Below are 14,931 nucleotides of genomic sequence, written 5' to 3'. Positions count from 1 at the left end.
CAGATTTACATCGTTGAGATGGGGGAGGCCCGGACAATCGTCCGGGTCTTCTTTTTTAGTATTGACGCAGCTTACAGCTCATCACTGGCGAAGAGACTAAGAAAATTCGATTTTATTCGTTAGTTTCAAAAATAACCAATTTGCACTAAGGGATCAAAGAAGACCGTTACAGACAATATTGACTACATTTTTTATAAGTTATTCATATGCGAACAGTCAGGTGTGCTGGCGTTTACGAAGAAAGCACGCCATGAAGCTCATTGTCAGCTTGGTGATTTTCGCACTTGCGGCCACGTCAGCTGGAGCGGCAACCATCACGGTCGAAGTCCGGCACCGGCCGCCTGAGCTGCTTGTGCAGGATGGCGAGGTTTCAGGCTCGGTCTATGAGCTTGTTGAAGCGATGATGCAGGACACCGGACACACGGCCAGTTATGTGGAGATCCCCTGGAAACGAAGCATCCTGCGGGCCCAAAATGGCGACGCGGGTGTCCTGGTGCGCCATTCCATGAATGATGAGCGCGCGCAGTTTTTGTTTCCAATGCCCTACGGATTCGAAAAGCGGGAAGTTCTCTTCATTCGCCGAAAGGGCTCTAATGCGAATCCGGTCTCCTTCAGCGACCTGAGCAAATACCAGATCGGAAAACGTGCGAGCGCATACTACTATCCCGAGTTCAATCAGAACCGCGATCTGCGCACCGTGGAAGCCACGGATGAACAAACTCTGATCAAGATGCTCGCGGCCGGACGGATGGATCTGGTGATCAGCGACGATCTTGCCCTCTTCCGGGAAAACGCTGAAGCTGCCGGGCTGCCCTTCGATCAACACTTCGAAGCAGCTAGCTTCAAGGAAGTGCTTCTAAACGGACGCTTCTTTTCGGTTCCAAGGACCGGCTACACGTCCGGATATGCCGAGGATCTCAACTGCGCGATCTACAAGCTGCGGGTTACAGGCAGAATTGAGGACATCTTCAAGGCGGCTGGTCTGAAACCGCTTGCCCAACCGTTTCCGGACGATTTCAGCCAAGGGCAGCAAGAAACCTGTGCGGGCTGATAAGCCATTTGCCGCCCCCCTCGTTGGCGCCGTATAGGATGAACCAGCACCCGAGGAAACACAGCCTATTGGCGCGTATCAGCGTAGGCCTATCGAAAACACTGCGATGACCTGACAGGATATACTGTGTTGGTTTCCATCCCTCCTGCAAAGAACCACGGTTCAAAAAAACCGCGGTTAGCAGTCCAGGGTATTATTGGCGGGAATAATGGACTTGTGAACGAGGGATAAGGCGTTTGCACCCGCAAGCATCTTCTGGGGTCCGCGCCTTACGACATAGCAACGAAGATTTAAAAGACCATTCTAAAGCACTAGCTCTGTAGTTCAATGTAAGGAGCGCATCCTTCAATCTGCATTCATCGTAGTTCCAGGAGACACACCCCATGCCGCTAAAACATCTGGTTATTGCCGCAGTCCTTGCGCCCATTCTGGCCACGAACGCCTTCGCGACCAATCAACACGGCAGTCATGGACACAGGAGCGGCACACACACTGTTGGTACATATGCCGGATTTGAGAAACGCCAGATTAAGAGCCTGTCAGAGGACGACATAGCCGAAATTCGCCGGGGCGGCGGCTGGGGTTTTGCGCTACCAGCAGAACTCAACGGCTGGCCAGGCCCGGCACACCTTTTGGAGCTAAAGGACGAACTCGACCTGACCCCGGAACAGGTGAAGCAGATCACAGCCATCCATTCCGCCATGAAAGCGCAGGCCATAGAAGCAGGAGAGGCTTTCATAGAAGCCGAGGCTGCGTTGAGCGAGGCTTTCTTGAACTCAGATCTTGCGCCTGACAGACTGCAAATCCTTCTCCGCGATGCGGCTACGGCACGCGCGACCCTCCGTTATATCCACCTCTCCCGCCATCTTGAAACGCCACCGCTGCTCACCGAAGCGCAAATCACAGCGTATAAAAGACTACGCGGCTATCAGGATGACCCATGCTCGACGGTACCAGAAGGGCACGACGAGGCCATGTGGAAGAAGCACAACGGCTGTAACTAGACCACACTTGGAAGCTTTATCTTACTCGGTAGCTCGATAGGTGCGCACGTGAAAGCCTTCCGAGGGTGCAGGTGGCACGAAGTGCCGGTTTACGGCTTCAAATTGCTTGTCGCTGACCTCAAACGGATGGTGACCCGTTGCATTCCGGGCCCGCATCCGGCTTTTACATATGTCATCTGGGACCTTGAGATAATAAAGCGTATGGGCGCATCCTGCCGCCTCGATCATTTCCCTCATCCAGGCTCTGCTCTCAGGGGTATTGGCATGGAAGTCGAGCACAACGGTCACGCCGGACCTCAAGAGGGAGACAATGTGCGGCGCCATGGCCGCGCGCAAGCGCGCTGATACCCTGACGAAGTCTTTGACCGACGTCATTTCTGGCCCGAACAGAGTGGCGAGCCACGCGTCTTCGCTGATCAAGACCGAGCCGGGTGCCGCCGACAGCTCGAGGGCCTTGGTTGATTTTCCCGATGCGATTTTACCAGCAATCAGATGAAGATGGGCATGTGTCATTATCGGTCCTCATGTGGGCCGCGACCTGCACCATCGTGAATTCCGCTAAGGCATTGTATATGGGGATCAGATGGGAAATCGATTTGTTTTTGATGTCTCGCCTTGTCGCAGATCAGCAAGAGCACCGCAAAACCGGCTGATGCATATGGCGAGACCGGTATCATAACATCCCAAGTCCGGCCAAATTACATACGAAAACACACATCAATTCGTGTCGCACCGCCCGCATGCTGGCGGGATGAAACTTCAAACGCACTTTTCCCGGCATGGTGTCCTGAAAAACGAAAAAGCCTCCCGGAGGAGGCCATTCGTTCGCTACAAACTGATGCGTTAGCGGCAGATCTTGCGATGACCGACCACAACATATTGCCTGTAATAAGGGTTCCAGCGGGTAACGGGGCGATAGTGGCAGCGGACCGGCGCGTAGTAGCGCGGCTGTGCCTGGCTGGCGATGATCGCGCCGGCAGCGAGACCGAAAATGGCACCGGCTGCCACGGCTCCGGCCCGGTTCTTTGCGTGCGCTTCACTTGGAGCTGCTGCAACTGTTGCGGTGGCAAGTGTTGCGGCAGCAACGGCGGATAATGCGATTTTCTTGAACATGACGACGCTCCTTTGTTTTCCAGCGCGCTGTCTTTGGCGCCCGATGTCCCAAATCTAAGACAAGCCGGCATGCCCGGCTGTGACAGGGGTCACGTGACTCTCTTTCTTGACGCAAGGACACCAGCACCCTGCCCGGTGCGCGTGCGGCCCGAACGTGCCAAGGGACCTGAGTATTTCGGCCAGGCGCCGGCGCAAAATCCGGCGCGCCCGAATTTACAAGACGGTCTGGCCGGTATAGAGCCTTGTCGAAAGTAAAAGAGATGCGGCGCATCCAAAGACGGACAGGCAGGTATGAGCGAGTTCAAATCAGATTTCTTGAAGGTATTGTCCGAGCGCGGGTTCATTCACCAAATCTCGGATCCGGAAGGTCTGGATGAACTTTGCGCCAAGGAAACCGTGACAGCTTATATCGGCTTCGACTGCACGGCTCCAAGCCTTCACGCCGGATCCCTTGTCACCATCATGATGCTCTACTGGTTCCAGCAGACCGGCCACAGGCCAATCGCGCTTATGGGGTCCGGCACTACGCGTGTTGGCGACCCGACCGGCAAGGACGAAAGCCGCAAGGTCCTGTCCGACGAAACAATTGAAGAAAACAAGAACGGTATCCGGAAGATCTTCGAGAAACTGCTCACCTTCGGCGATGGCCCGTCAGATGCAATCATGATGGACAATGCCGAATGGCTCTTGAAGTTGAACTACATGGAGTTTCTGCGGGATATCGGCCGGCACTTCTCGGTCAACCAGATGATCCAGCGCGATTCGGTCAAGCTGCGCCTTGAACGTGAACAGCACCTGTCTTTCCTGGAGTTCAACTACATGCTGCTCCAGGGATATGATTATCTGGAAATCTATCAAAAAACCGGCTGCCGCCTTCAGATGGGCGGGTCGGACCAATGGTCGAATATCCTTTCCGGTGTCGATCTGATCCGGCGCAAGGAAGCCAAGGAAGCCTATGCACTGACGGCACCGCTGCTGACGACAGCCTCCGGGGCCAAAATGGGCAAGACGGCTGCCGGTGCTGTCTGGCTCAACGAGGAGCAGCTGTCGGCGTATGACTACTGGCAGTATTGGCGCAACACCGAAGACGCTGATGTGGAGAAGTTTCTGAAGCTCTTCACCGTCTTGCCACTCGAAGAGGTCGGGCGCCTCGCCGCCCTTGAAGGCTCGGAGATCAACGAAGCCAAGAAGGTTCTTGCAACCGAGGCCACGGCCATGATCCATGGCCGTGAAAAAGCCGAAGCCGCCGCCGAAACTGCACGGCAGGCATTTGAAGAAGGCCAGTCGGCTCAGGGCTTGCCGACCGTCGAAGTTTCAAGAGGCGATCTTGAAGCCGGACTGGGTGTCTTGAACGCCTTCGTCACTGCCGGCTTGTGCGGATCAAACGGGGATGTCCGCCGGAACATCAAGGGCGGCGCGGTGAAGGTCAATGACAAGGGCGAGCAGGATGCCAACAGGATCCTGACCCCTTCTGACCTGACCGAAGACGGAATTATAAAGCTGTCCCTGGGCAAGAAGAAACATGTGCTCTTGAAGCCGGTCTGACCGGTCTGCGCCTAGAAAAAATGCCGGGATTTCCCGGCATTTTTTGTTGGCAGTCCGTCGTGTTTCAGTTCTGCTGGAACTCGAACATTTTCCGGAAGATACCTGGCGCAATGGCAGAAACCGGGTTTACGGACAAAACCGGATCCGAAAGTGGCCCGGACAGCCTGTAGGTCACTCCAATGAGCCCTTCACCACTTCCCCCGCCAAGGGCAAAGCCAAGGAGCGGGATCTTGGCGAAGAAATTGTTGAGTGCGTAGATTGGCACAAAAGTCCCCGTCAGATTCAATGTCTGCTCAGTCAGGTCGACTGTTCCACTGACCGTGCCTCCCAAAGCATTGCCTTGCAGGGCGCCCCGGGTGATCGTCATTGTATCCCCTTCGCGTGCGAAGTTGATATCGAGCGTGTCGAAATGCGCTGAACCATCTCCCTGGGGCTGTGGAATTGGGCGGCTGCGGAGGTTATCCCGTTCCCGTTCACTGATCCTCTTGATGGCGGGATCTTCTGCGATAACAAGCGAGCGGACATTGAAGTCACCGATCCAGGTGTCAGAATCTGCCATGACGACCTCAAGCCGTCCTGTTCCGCCGCGCATCCGCTCATAGACATCCAGAAACCTTAACAAGGCTCCCGTATCGGCAAACTGGCCTGACGCAACCGACGCGCCATTGCGGTCATTCAAGGTGAATTCGACCGGAGATCTGCCGTCCAGCTGGCCGCTTATGTCGGCAGCCAGCAGGCCCGCGGGTCCGGTTTCCAGCTGTGCGGAAAAGCCCTCAACACGGCGGCCATTAAAGCCGATTACGTTGTCGACGGTCGCTGCAATCCGCGCCCCTTCGGAGAAGTCGCCAGCGCCCTGGCTGCCACCGGGATTTCGAATGGCCGTTATGAAGCCGCGGCCGTCAAACGTATCCGCCGTGAAGACAACATCATACCGCCCATCGCCTCCCCTTCGGATGCGAACATCCGCATCATCGCCTTGCCGGAGCTGGAAACGGTCGAATGTTGCAGAAACGAGCTCCCCTGCAGATGACAGGACCATGTTGCCTCTGACGTCCGCTCCCTCGGTCGACAGCCTGAAATCGTTGACCTGTTGCTGGTCTTCCCCTTTTACAAGCACGAAGGAAGCGCTCGCGGGAACGCCTTTGCTTTTGCGCCACCCAAGCACTTTGAGGTCAATCGTGGCCTGTGTCAGATCAATCGAGATGTCATCGCCAGCTGCGGACTGGTTGACCTCGACATTCATCTGGCCCTGAAGAAAAGCCGTCAGGTCAATTCCGCGTGCCTTGAGCTGGTCGGCCGTCGCGGTAACTGTAACGTCTTGCCGGCCCGTGACGCCGGACTCATTGAGCGGCACCAGAAGATCGATATCCGCCCGCAAGCCGTCGAGCTCACCGGTTCCGTTGATCTCGATCCGGTCGCGGTTTGCATCGAACTCAATGTCGGCGCTGCGGATGGTGTGCCCCATGATGGGATTTTCATCGGAAAAGTCGTCAGAGGCCCCATTGGCCCTCCAATCGACTTTGTCCATATCGATCTGCTCTTCCAGCGGGAAAGAGGCTTCGATCTGAACTTCACCGGACCCCGTTACCCCGCCAGCTGAAAGATCAGCCTTGTCCAATACGTAAAACGGGGAGCTGTTGAAAACGCTGCCGAGATCCGAATTGAGACCGATCATCTCAACGGCCACCTCCGCGATTTTGCCGACACGCTGAGGCAAGTTCAGAATGCGGAAGACAACATTCGGCACCTCCACAATGGCATCCTCTGACACGCCCGACGAGCCGCCTGCAGCGGTCAGGGTCAACGTTTCATCGGCCACGCGCACTGTGCCGGCAAGCCCGCTTACCTCTGGAACGTCTCCAACCGGCTGAACCGTGCCGTTCCGAAAACTCAAATCAAGCACCATGTCGTCACCGCCCCAACCGGGATCAGGATCCCGGTGATCGAAAGCGGGCGGACGGATGGCACCGGTGTAGGATACCGATTCGATCAGGCCGGCCTTGACGTGATCGATGATCCATTCGCGTGCGGGCGGCACCAGTGTGATGGGCCAAACCTGTTTTGCCAGCGCAATCGGGATCTGTTCCCCGTCTGCCGCAAGCGCAAGATACGGGCCTTCCGCTGTTATTTGAACCGACGCAACGCCATGCACGACCGCCTTTCCTGACCGGGCCGTGAATTGATCGACATCGATGCGTTTGTCCGCCTGGTTGAAACGTGCCCGGACAAGCACACCGTCGAGCATTTGCGGAGGCTCTGGAATATCCGTAGAGCCGAACTGCGGGTGTTGGGCCTGGACGTCTATGGTCCAGTCGCCCTCCGCGGCTTTGGGCGGTTCAATCGTTCCGGTTAAGAAAAGCCGGGAGTTTCCGCGGATAATATGGGAAGGCGTGATTTCGATAGTGGATGTGTTTCCACGGAAAACGAGGGACAGCGCCGCATCGTCGAACGCCACGAGTGTACGCCCCATCTGGAACCACCCGTTCTGCACACGGGCCACCAAATTCGCCGACTGGAACTTGCCGTCTTCACCAAACTCGGTCTCGAGCTTTGCAGATCCTGGAAGCCTGAGCCCCTTGCCTTTGGCCAAGGGTGTGTCCGGACCAAGCAACTCGGCCAGCGTGATCCCGTTGACGACCACGCCAAGCGAAGTTGCTTCGGATCCATGCGATACATGGCGAGCCAGATCCAGGCGCCAGGTTGTGACAGCCCCACCAACCTTCGCAGACATCCGAATGGTTCTGTCCTTGGTGCGCACTGCATCGGCGTCGATTTTTTCAAAACGCCTCGGCGCAGGCCCTGTGATCTCGAAAGCCCCATCCCGGACCGAGACAGAAGCCAAGGCGCGCCGGGCGAACTGGTCATCCACCAAGTCGGCAACCCGGTCCACCGCCTCCATAAAAGGGGCAACCTCGGGTATCTTCGCCGCGCCACCTTTGAGGGCAATCCGTATCTGCGGCCGGTCAAGTTTCAGCGATGAAAAATGCAGCTGGCCCGATAGCAGCGCGCTTTTGTCAACCGGGGCTTCAAGCCGTGGCAGGTCAATTGCAACCGGTGACTGGCCGGCAATTTCAACGCGCGCGTCCTCTACAACTACATTGACGTTTCCAGGCGTCGTGAAATCCAGACTGGCTTTGCCAATATGCAATGAGACCGGTCCGCGGGTTCCCTGTTGCGCCAGGAAGGTTCCAAGAAGCGGAACGGTGACTGGTCCGGTCGTTAAAATGGCTGCGCAACCAGCAATAACAAGGACAAGCAAACCGGCAGCGGCCAATCCGGCTTTTTTGAGCCGGCTAATTCTGCGCTTCGGCAGTTTATCTGATTGTTGCTTACCCTTTTCCGGCAATTCCTGCATTCCATTTTCTGCCCGGATCATGTCCAGGGCACATGCATGTTTTTAGGGCTCTTTTCCGGCCAATCGAAGCCTGGGATTGAATCGGTCAACGCCCAGCATATGTTACTTCGAGTTCAGCGCCGAAAGCGATAGGCACGGGCATGGCAAGCGGCGGAAAACCGCATTAACGCACAAACTTTGACGATAGGAAGGCAATCGATGGCAGAGCTGGCAGTTGGGGACAATGCACCCGATTTCGATCTTGAGGCTGATGGCGGCGAACGCATCGTTCTGAGCGCTCACAAGGGAAAACCCGTGGTGGTTTATTTTTATCCCAAAGACAACACTCCGGGCTGCACCAAGGAAGCGATTGCCTTTACAGAGGCCATGGACGCCTTCACCGCGCTTGGCGTGACTATCATCGGCATTTCGCCCGACTCTGCCAAGAAGCATGACAACTTCATCGAAAAGCACGGACTGAAGGTCCGCTTGGGCGCTGATACGGAAACCAAAACAGCTCAGGATTATGGCGTTTGGGTTGAAAAGGCGATGTACGGCAAGAAATACATGGGCGTGGAACGCTCAACATTCCTGGTTGACGGTGATGGCAAGATCGCCCAGATCTGGCGCAAGGTAAAAGTGCCGGGTCACTCGGACGCGGTCCTTGACGCGGTGAAAGCTCTTTAACGTCGCCACTCGGTCTTACTTTCTTGATGCCAATGTCCCGTGATCTGCCTGGAAGTCTTGTCGCTGGTGCGAAAGCAATCGTGTGTGCGAAGGAGACTTCAGAAAAAGTCCGCCTCGCCTACGCGATATCCAAATCATGGTTTCAAAGGGATTTGGCCCTGGGCTCGCCGTCTCAGGCGGGCCCCATGCCAGACCGTCCGGGCAGACCGGACGCGCCACTCCTCCTGCCCCCAAGGGATATGCCCAAACGCAAACTGAGCGGGGCGGCGGGCCGCGTGGCACTTCTTCACTCACTTGCTCATATCGAGTTGAATGCTGTCGACCTGACGTGGGACCTGATCGGCAGATTCGCTCATATCCGTCTGCCGCGGTCCTATTATGATGATTGGGTGCGCGTCGGGCTCGAAGAAGCCAAGCACTTTTCCATGCTTGACGACAGGCTGGGCCGTCTGGGGGCTGCCTATGGTGATATGCCAGCTCATGACGGCTTATGGCAGGCCGCTCAACATACCGGTCATAACCTTGCCGCGCGGCTCGCGATCATTCCGCTGGTCCTGGAAGCAAGGGGGCTCGACATCACGCCGCCGATGATCGAGAAGGCGAGAGCACTGGGGGACGATGACACGGCGAAATGCCTCGAAATCATCTACCGGGACGAGAAGAATCATGTCGCCTTCGGCGCAAAGTGGTTCCGCTTCATCTGCGATCGAAACCAGCTGAAACCCGAACCGTCCTTTCACGCCCTGGTGCGCAAACACTTCCGCGGTGCCCTTAAACCGCCATTTAACGACCGTGCACGGTCAGAAGCGGGACTGACGCCCGGCTTTTACAAGCCACTTGCCCCATTGGTCGGTTGAAACCGCTACGTTGAAGACGAATTATTAACCTTACCAAATTCTAATCACAGTCAGTTCAAATGCAGAATGCAGCCAGTGACTGAGTGATGATGCTACAGCGCCAAGAAACGACGCGGATTTACCAAGCTCTCGGACCGGAGCCTTTTCAGAAGGAAACGGATCGGGAGGTCAAATCAACGACATACACAGTTCGCCCGGTTCATCTGGTGTGCGGTGCGCTTGCCTGCGCGGCCGTCACGCTCGCTCTTGCCGGGACAGCCGGCTACTACTTCCTGCGCAGCGACATACAAGCCGAGGCCTCGCAAAAACGCACCGAACTGGTGATGGAGTACGAGGATCACATTGATCGTTTGCGGACCGAAATCGAACGCCTCTCCAGCCGTCAGATGGTGGATCGGGAAACGGTCGAGATCCAGGTCATGGATGTTCTGCGCCGCCAGCAGGACCTGAGCCAGCGCCATGCAATCGTAGCTGATCTGGTCGCCCGGGCCGAAAGCGTGGGCATTTATCTGAACTCGGATCAGCCCCTGCCCCCGGCAAAGCCGCCCCTGGACGCAGTTGCTTCAATCGGAAACGACGACCCCACGGCTATCGGTGGTGAAAGCGAACTGATTGACGAGCCGGTGAAGGCTTTGGGCTTGCGCGATGGATCCACGAACGCTGTCGATCCCCTTTCTATTTTGCAAGCGCCGGTTACTGCGGAAACAGCGGCTCAAAAAAAAACTCTGAAAAACAAGCCGCTCTAGACCACATCAAGACCGACCTGTCGGAAATGGGCGCCGAAAGCACGGTGGCCGTTGATGCGGTTACGATTGCAACGGAAAGCCGGATCGAAGACATTCTCGATGCGACCAAATCGGTCGCGCCGGAACTCAAAAAAGCTTTCCTGGAAAAAATGCCGGTAGGCGGCCCGTTCCACCCGACCTCCATGGAAAACTTCCCGGACCGACTGCAACGCGCGAATACAACACTCAAGGCCTATAAACGGCTCAAGTTCGCAGCAGCCCGGCTGCCGGTCAGCCGCCCGGTTCGTAACGCCGCTATTTCCAGTGGCTACGGCCCGCGCATGGATCCGTTTCTCGGCCAGCTGGCACTTCACACCGGTATCGACTTCAAGGCGCCTTACGGGTCACGCGTATTCGCAACCGCGCCCGGTACCGTCGTCAAGGCAGGCTGGCAAGGCGGCTATGGCAAGATGGTCGAAATCCGGCATGCCAGCGGCTTCGTCACACGATACGCCCATCTCAGCAAATTGCGGGTTTCCAAGGGTGACCATGTGATTACCGGTGATCTCGTCGGAAATGTCGGATCCACTGGGCGCTCAACCGGTCCTCACCTGCACTATGAAGTCCGCCGGCACGACCGGCCAAACAACCCGTCCGCCTTTCTAAATGCCGGGGACCAGCTGGCCGCCCTCGCCAGATAGCAAAACGGAGCCAAATGGCTCCGTTTTTTTATTCGATATCGTCAACTTCAACCGGATCCCCGCCAAAGACCCTCTGGGCCAGCGCGGCCTCCATGAAACTGTCGAGATCCCCGTCCAGAACATCATCCGGTGACGTGCTCTGCACACCGGTCCGGAGATCCTTGACCATCTGATAGGGCTGCAGAACGTAGGACCGGATCTGGTGGCCCCAGCCGATATCAGTCTTGGAAGCTGCTTCCGCATTGGCAGCTTCTTCCCGTTTTTTCAGCTCAGCCTCATAAAGACGCGCCTTCAGCATGCCCCACGCGGTGGCACGGTTTTTGTGCTGCGAACGCTCTGACTGGCACTGAACCACAATGCCAGTGGGCTGGTGCGTGATGCGGACCGCGGAGTCCGTCGTGTTCACGTGCTGCCCGCCGGCGCCGGACGCGCGGTATGTGTCGATGCGGCAATCGCTTTCGTTCACCTCGATATCAATGGAATCATCAATAACCGGGTAAACCCAAGCGCTTGAAAAGCTGGTATGGCGGCGTGCGTTGCTGTCGTAAGGCGAAATCCGCACAAGCCGGTGCACACCCGATTCGGTCTTGAGCCAGCCGTAAGCATTTTCGCCCTTGATGAGAAGGGTCGCCGACTTGATTCCGGCCTCTTCACCATCATGATATTCCAGAACTTCGACCTTGAACCCGCGCTTTTCTGCCCACCGCCGGTACATTCTGAGCAGCATGGACGCCCAGTCCTGGCTTTCCGTCCCACCGGCCCCGGAGTTGATTTCCAGATAGGTGTCGTTGCCGTCTGCTTCCCCGGACAAAAGCGAATTGAGCTGAAGCTGGTTCACCTTTTCCTTGAGACCGCGCAGCCCCTGTTCAGCGTCATCGATGACGGACTGGTCGTCTTCCATCTCGCCCATTTCGATGAACTCGATGTTGTCCGACAGGTCCTGTTCCAATGATTTCACGCCAGAAATACCGTCGTCGAGCTGCTGGCGTTCGCGCATCAGTTTCTGCGCCTTGGCCGGATCATTCCAAAGCTCGGGATCTTCCGAAAGCGCATTCAGTTCTTCTAGTCTGACGAGAGCCTGATCCCAGTCAAAGATGCCTCCTCAGCAGGCTTATGGCCTGCTTGATGTCGTCAACGATCGCTTCCATTTCGGCGCGCATCGGATACCTCGCATGTGTTTGTTGAAACAGCCCGGCTCCCTGACGGGGAACCGGGCCGTGAAATTTCGCGGGACATTAGCTGTGCAAAGACCAGCTGTAAAGAAGACCGGCCCGTCTATGCAAAGACCTAGTAAAGTCCGCCTGTCCCTTGCAGAACGGCCTGACCGGCCTCGGGAGAAACATAGGTGGGAACACCCATTTCATCCTGGAAGCCGATGACGGAGTAGCTGTCAGGCGGCGCCATACCCGGCTTGAACGCCTCCAGAATCGCGCCTGGGGTTCCGCCGGCCGTGCGAAGACCGGTGTTCTTGTTGATCGGAATCAGCTGAAGACCCCGGGGAACCCGGAACTCCATCGGCGGTTTTCCGGCCAAGGCCTGTTTCACGAAGTCCGTGAAGATCGGCGCGGCGATCTGACCACCGGTTGCCCCGCGACCCATGGGGCGGGGATTGTCGAACCCGACAAAAACTCCGACGGCAAGTTCCGGGGTATATCCCATGAACCAGGCATCTTTTTCGTCGTTGGTGGTTCCCGTTTTACCGGCGGCAGGACGGCCAACCGCCCGGACAGAGGTTGCCGTGCCGCGTTGGACAACGCCTTCCATCATGGATGTGATCTGGTAAGCGGTCATCGGATCAAGGACCTGCTCACGATCATCGATCAGCCGCGGCTCGGCCTGGCCTTCCCAAGCGTCCTGAGTACAGCCATCGCAGATCCGGCTGTCATGCTTGTAAATCGTACGGCCATAGCGGTCCTGAATCCGGTCGATCAGGGTCGGACGCACTTTTTTGCCGCCATTTGCGATTGTGGCGTAGGCGGTCGTCATCCGGAGCACGGTGGTCTCACCGGCGCCAAGTGACATGGACAACACCGGAAGCATGTTGTCATAGATGCCAAAACGCTTCGAATATTCAGCGACGAGCGGCATGCCCATGTCCTGCGCAAGACGGACAGTCATCACGTTCCGCGAGCGTTCGATCCCTGTGCGCAGGGTCGAGGGACCGTAAAATTTGCCGCCATAGTTTTGAGGACGCCATGTGCCCAGACCGGGCCCCTGGCTGATTTCCAGTGGCGCATCCATGACAACGGACGACGGCGTGTAGCCATTGTCGAGCGCTGCCGCATAAAGGAAGGGCTTAAAGGACGAGCCCGGCTGACGGTATGCCTGGGTCGCGCGGTTGAACTCGCTCTGAGCGAAACTGAAGCCACCGACCATCGCCAGCACGCGCCCCGTGTAAGGGTCCATGGCCACCAGTGCGCCGGACACCTCCGGGATTTGCCGCAACTCGTAGACATCCGGAACAACGAGGCTTTCCTGTACGTAGACCACATCGCCAGGAGCCAGAACGTCAGACACGGCATTGGGTGCGCGGCCGTTCACGCGGGCCCATTTCATCGTATCGAGCGACAAGGTCCCGGTCTTGCGGTCCTCCGAAAGCCGTCCCCCGCCGACCCGGTCGGGCTGGATACCGACCCGCGCCTGCTCAGATCCGGCTTCAAGCACCACGGCCAGTTGCCATTCCGGGAGATCGCTCAGGGCTTCAACCTTGGCAACTTCCACACCCCAATCGGCACCGAGGGAAATCCGGTCGACCGGTCCGCGCCATTTTCCGCGCTCGTGATCAAATTTGATCAAGCCGTCCATCAAAGACTTGCGGGCAATTTTCTGAAGATCCGGATCAAGGGTGGACCGGACGGACAGCCCGCCTTCGTAAAGCCGCTTCGACCCGAAAATGTCGGCAACCTCGCGCCGGACTTCTTCCGTGAAGTATTTCGCATCTGCAAGCTTCGAACCGTGGTTCCGGATATTGACCGTGATCGGTTTGGCCTTGGCCTCTTCACCTGCCTCGGGCGTGACAAAGCCATCGAGTTCCATGCGGTCGATCACATAGTTGCGGCGCGCAATCGCGGCTTCGGTCTTCTTATAGGGGTCGTAGTTGGACGGGCCTTTCGGCAGGGCCGCAAGATAGGCAGCCTCTTCCAGGGTCAGCTCATGAACGGACTTGTCGAAATAGATAAGGGACGCCGCCGCAACGCCGTAAGCACCGTATCCGAAGTAGATCTCGTTCAGATAAAGCTCGAGGATCTCGTCTTTTGAATATGCCTGCTCGATCCGCAGTGCGAGGATGGCCTCACGGATCTTACGCTGGATTGAAAGGTCGTTGGTCAGAAGGAAGTTTTTTGCCACCTGCTGGGTGATCGTCGACGCACCTTCGGGCCGCCGCCCGGATCCGTAATTCTGAATGTACCGAACAGCAGCACGGGCGATGCCTTCAGGGTCAACACCAATGTGATTGTAGAAATTCTTGTCCTCAGCAGAGATAAATGCCTGCTTTAACCGGTCCGGCATGGCCTGGATCGGCAGGAACATGCGGCGCTGGGTGGCATATTCCGCCATAAGGCTGCCGTCTGCTGCATGAACACGCGTCATGACGGGCGGTTCATAGTTCTTCAAAGTCGTGTAATCCGGCAGGCCATCGTTCAGATGCTGGAGATACATCCAGACACCTGCTGCGACCAGCAGACCAAGCGCGGCGCCAATACCGAATAGGTAACCGAAAAACTTCACCAAAAATTTCATGAGCGGGCTCGTCTTTCCCCGTCTTCTCGTCTCAAGCTTTGTAACATGGAATGCTGATTCCGGCACCCTTCCGCCGGATGTCACCCTGTGTAAGGTGTGTAACTCGTGCACCAATATGGCGATGCTGAGGCAATTGCCAGCTTAAACCTTCAAGAAATCAGGCTAATCCCGAC

General features: G+C 56.9%; 12 protein-coding genes. 7 read left to right on the top strand and 5 right to left on the bottom strand.

Going from position 1 to position 14,931, the window contains the following annotated elements:
- The first annotated feature begins 250 nt into the window (after nt 1–250).
- Nucleotides 251–1,051 (top strand): substrate-binding periplasmic protein, encoded by an 801-nt coding sequence (locus E1180_RS05695; RefSeq protein WP_155190208.1) that lies wholly within the window; start codon nt 251–253, stop codon nt 1,049–1,051.
- A 383-nt stretch (nt 1,052–1,434) separates the two neighbouring features.
- Nucleotides 1,435–2,055, top strand: coding sequence for a Spy/CpxP family protein refolding chaperone (locus tag E1180_RS05690; RefSeq protein WP_155190207.1), 621 nt, complete (start codon nt 1,435–1,437; stop codon nt 2,053–2,055).
- A gap of 21 nt (nt 2,056–2,076) precedes the next feature.
- Here E1180_RS05690 and E1180_RS05685 read toward each other — a convergent pair whose 3' ends face one another.
- Both E1180_RS05685 and E1180_RS05680 read right to left on the bottom strand, forming a co-directional pair.
- Nucleotides 2,077–2,568: a P-loop nucleotide/nucleoside kinase family protein gene (locus E1180_RS05685; RefSeq protein ID WP_155190206.1), complete on the bottom strand. Its 492-nt coding sequence runs from the start codon at nt 2,566–2,568 to the stop codon at nt 2,077–2,079.
- A gap of 330 nt (nt 2,569–2,898) precedes the next feature.
- Nucleotides 2,899–3,168 carry a tyrosyl-tRNA synthetase gene (locus E1180_RS05680; protein WP_155190205.1) on the bottom strand — a complete coding sequence of 90 codons (270 nt, stop codon included), beginning with the start codon at nt 3,166–3,168 and terminating at the stop codon, nt 2,899–2,901.
- 291 nt (nt 3,169–3,459) lie between these two features.
- On the opposite strand from E1180_RS05680, the gene tyrS reads away from it, so the two are divergent.
- The gene (gene tyrS / locus E1180_RS05675; protein WP_155190204.1) at nt 3,460–4,713 is read left to right on the top strand and encodes a tyrosine--tRNA ligase; all 1,254 of its coding nucleotides are present in this window, start codon (nt 3,460–3,462) and stop codon (nt 4,711–4,713) included.
- Nucleotides 4,714–4,777: 64 nt separating this feature from the next.
- Here tyrS and E1180_RS05670 read toward each other — a convergent pair whose 3' ends face one another.
- A complete protein-coding gene (locus E1180_RS05670) occupies nt 4,778–8,089 on the bottom strand; it encodes an AsmA-like C-terminal domain-containing protein (protein ID WP_208996959.1) in 3,312 nt (1,103 codons plus the stop codon).
- Nucleotides 8,090–8,266: 177 nt separating this feature from the next.
- On the opposite strand from E1180_RS05670, the gene bcp reads away from it, so the two are divergent.
- From bcp to E1180_RS22170, 4 genes are all read left to right on the top strand, one after another.
- Nucleotides 8,267–8,734 (top strand): thioredoxin-dependent thiol peroxidase, encoded by a 468-nt coding sequence (bcp, locus tag E1180_RS05665; RefSeq protein ID WP_155190203.1) that lies wholly within the window; start codon nt 8,267–8,269, stop codon nt 8,732–8,734.
- Between the two features lie 32 nt (nt 8,735–8,766).
- On the top strand, nt 8,767–9,591 hold the full coding sequence (locus tag E1180_RS05660) for a ferritin-like domain-containing protein (RefSeq protein WP_196220542.1): 825 nt from the start codon (nt 8,767–8,769) through the stop codon (nt 9,589–9,591).
- An 86-nt stretch (nt 9,592–9,677) separates the two neighbouring features.
- Nucleotides 9,678–10,337 carry a hypothetical protein gene (locus tag E1180_RS22175; protein WP_208996958.1) on the top strand — a complete coding sequence of 220 codons (660 nt, stop codon included), beginning with the start codon at nt 9,678–9,680 and terminating at the stop codon, nt 10,335–10,337.
- A gap of 26 nt (nt 10,338–10,363) precedes the next feature.
- A complete protein-coding gene (locus E1180_RS22170) occupies nt 10,364–11,017 on the top strand; it encodes a M23 family metallopeptidase (protein WP_208996957.1) in 654 nt (217 codons plus the stop codon).
- 28 nt (nt 11,018–11,045) lie between these two features.
- Here E1180_RS22170 and prfB read toward each other — a convergent pair.
- Together prfB and E1180_RS05645 are read right to left on the bottom strand one after the other, a co-directional pair.
- A protein-coding gene (prfB, locus tag E1180_RS05650) for a peptide chain release factor 2 (protein ID WP_155190201.1) occupies nt 11,046–12,177 on the bottom strand; the annotation gives its coding sequence in 2 pieces (ribosomal slippage) (nt 11,046–12,107 and nt 12,109–12,177; 1,131 coding nt in all).
- Between the two features lie 127 nt (nt 12,178–12,304).
- On the bottom strand, nt 12,305–14,758 hold the full coding sequence (locus E1180_RS05645) for a penicillin-binding protein 1A (protein ID WP_155190200.1): 2,454 nt from the start codon (nt 14,756–14,758) through the stop codon (nt 12,305–12,307).
- Nucleotides 14,759–14,931: the final 173 nt, after the last annotated feature.

This window comes from Roseibium denhamense (assembly GCF_009711415.1).
Lineage (GTDB): Bacteria > Pseudomonadota > Alphaproteobacteria > Rhizobiales > Stappiaceae > Roseibium > Roseibium denhamense.
Note: the sequence above shows the minus strand (reverse complement) of the source record. Positions and strands in the feature narration are given on the sequence as shown.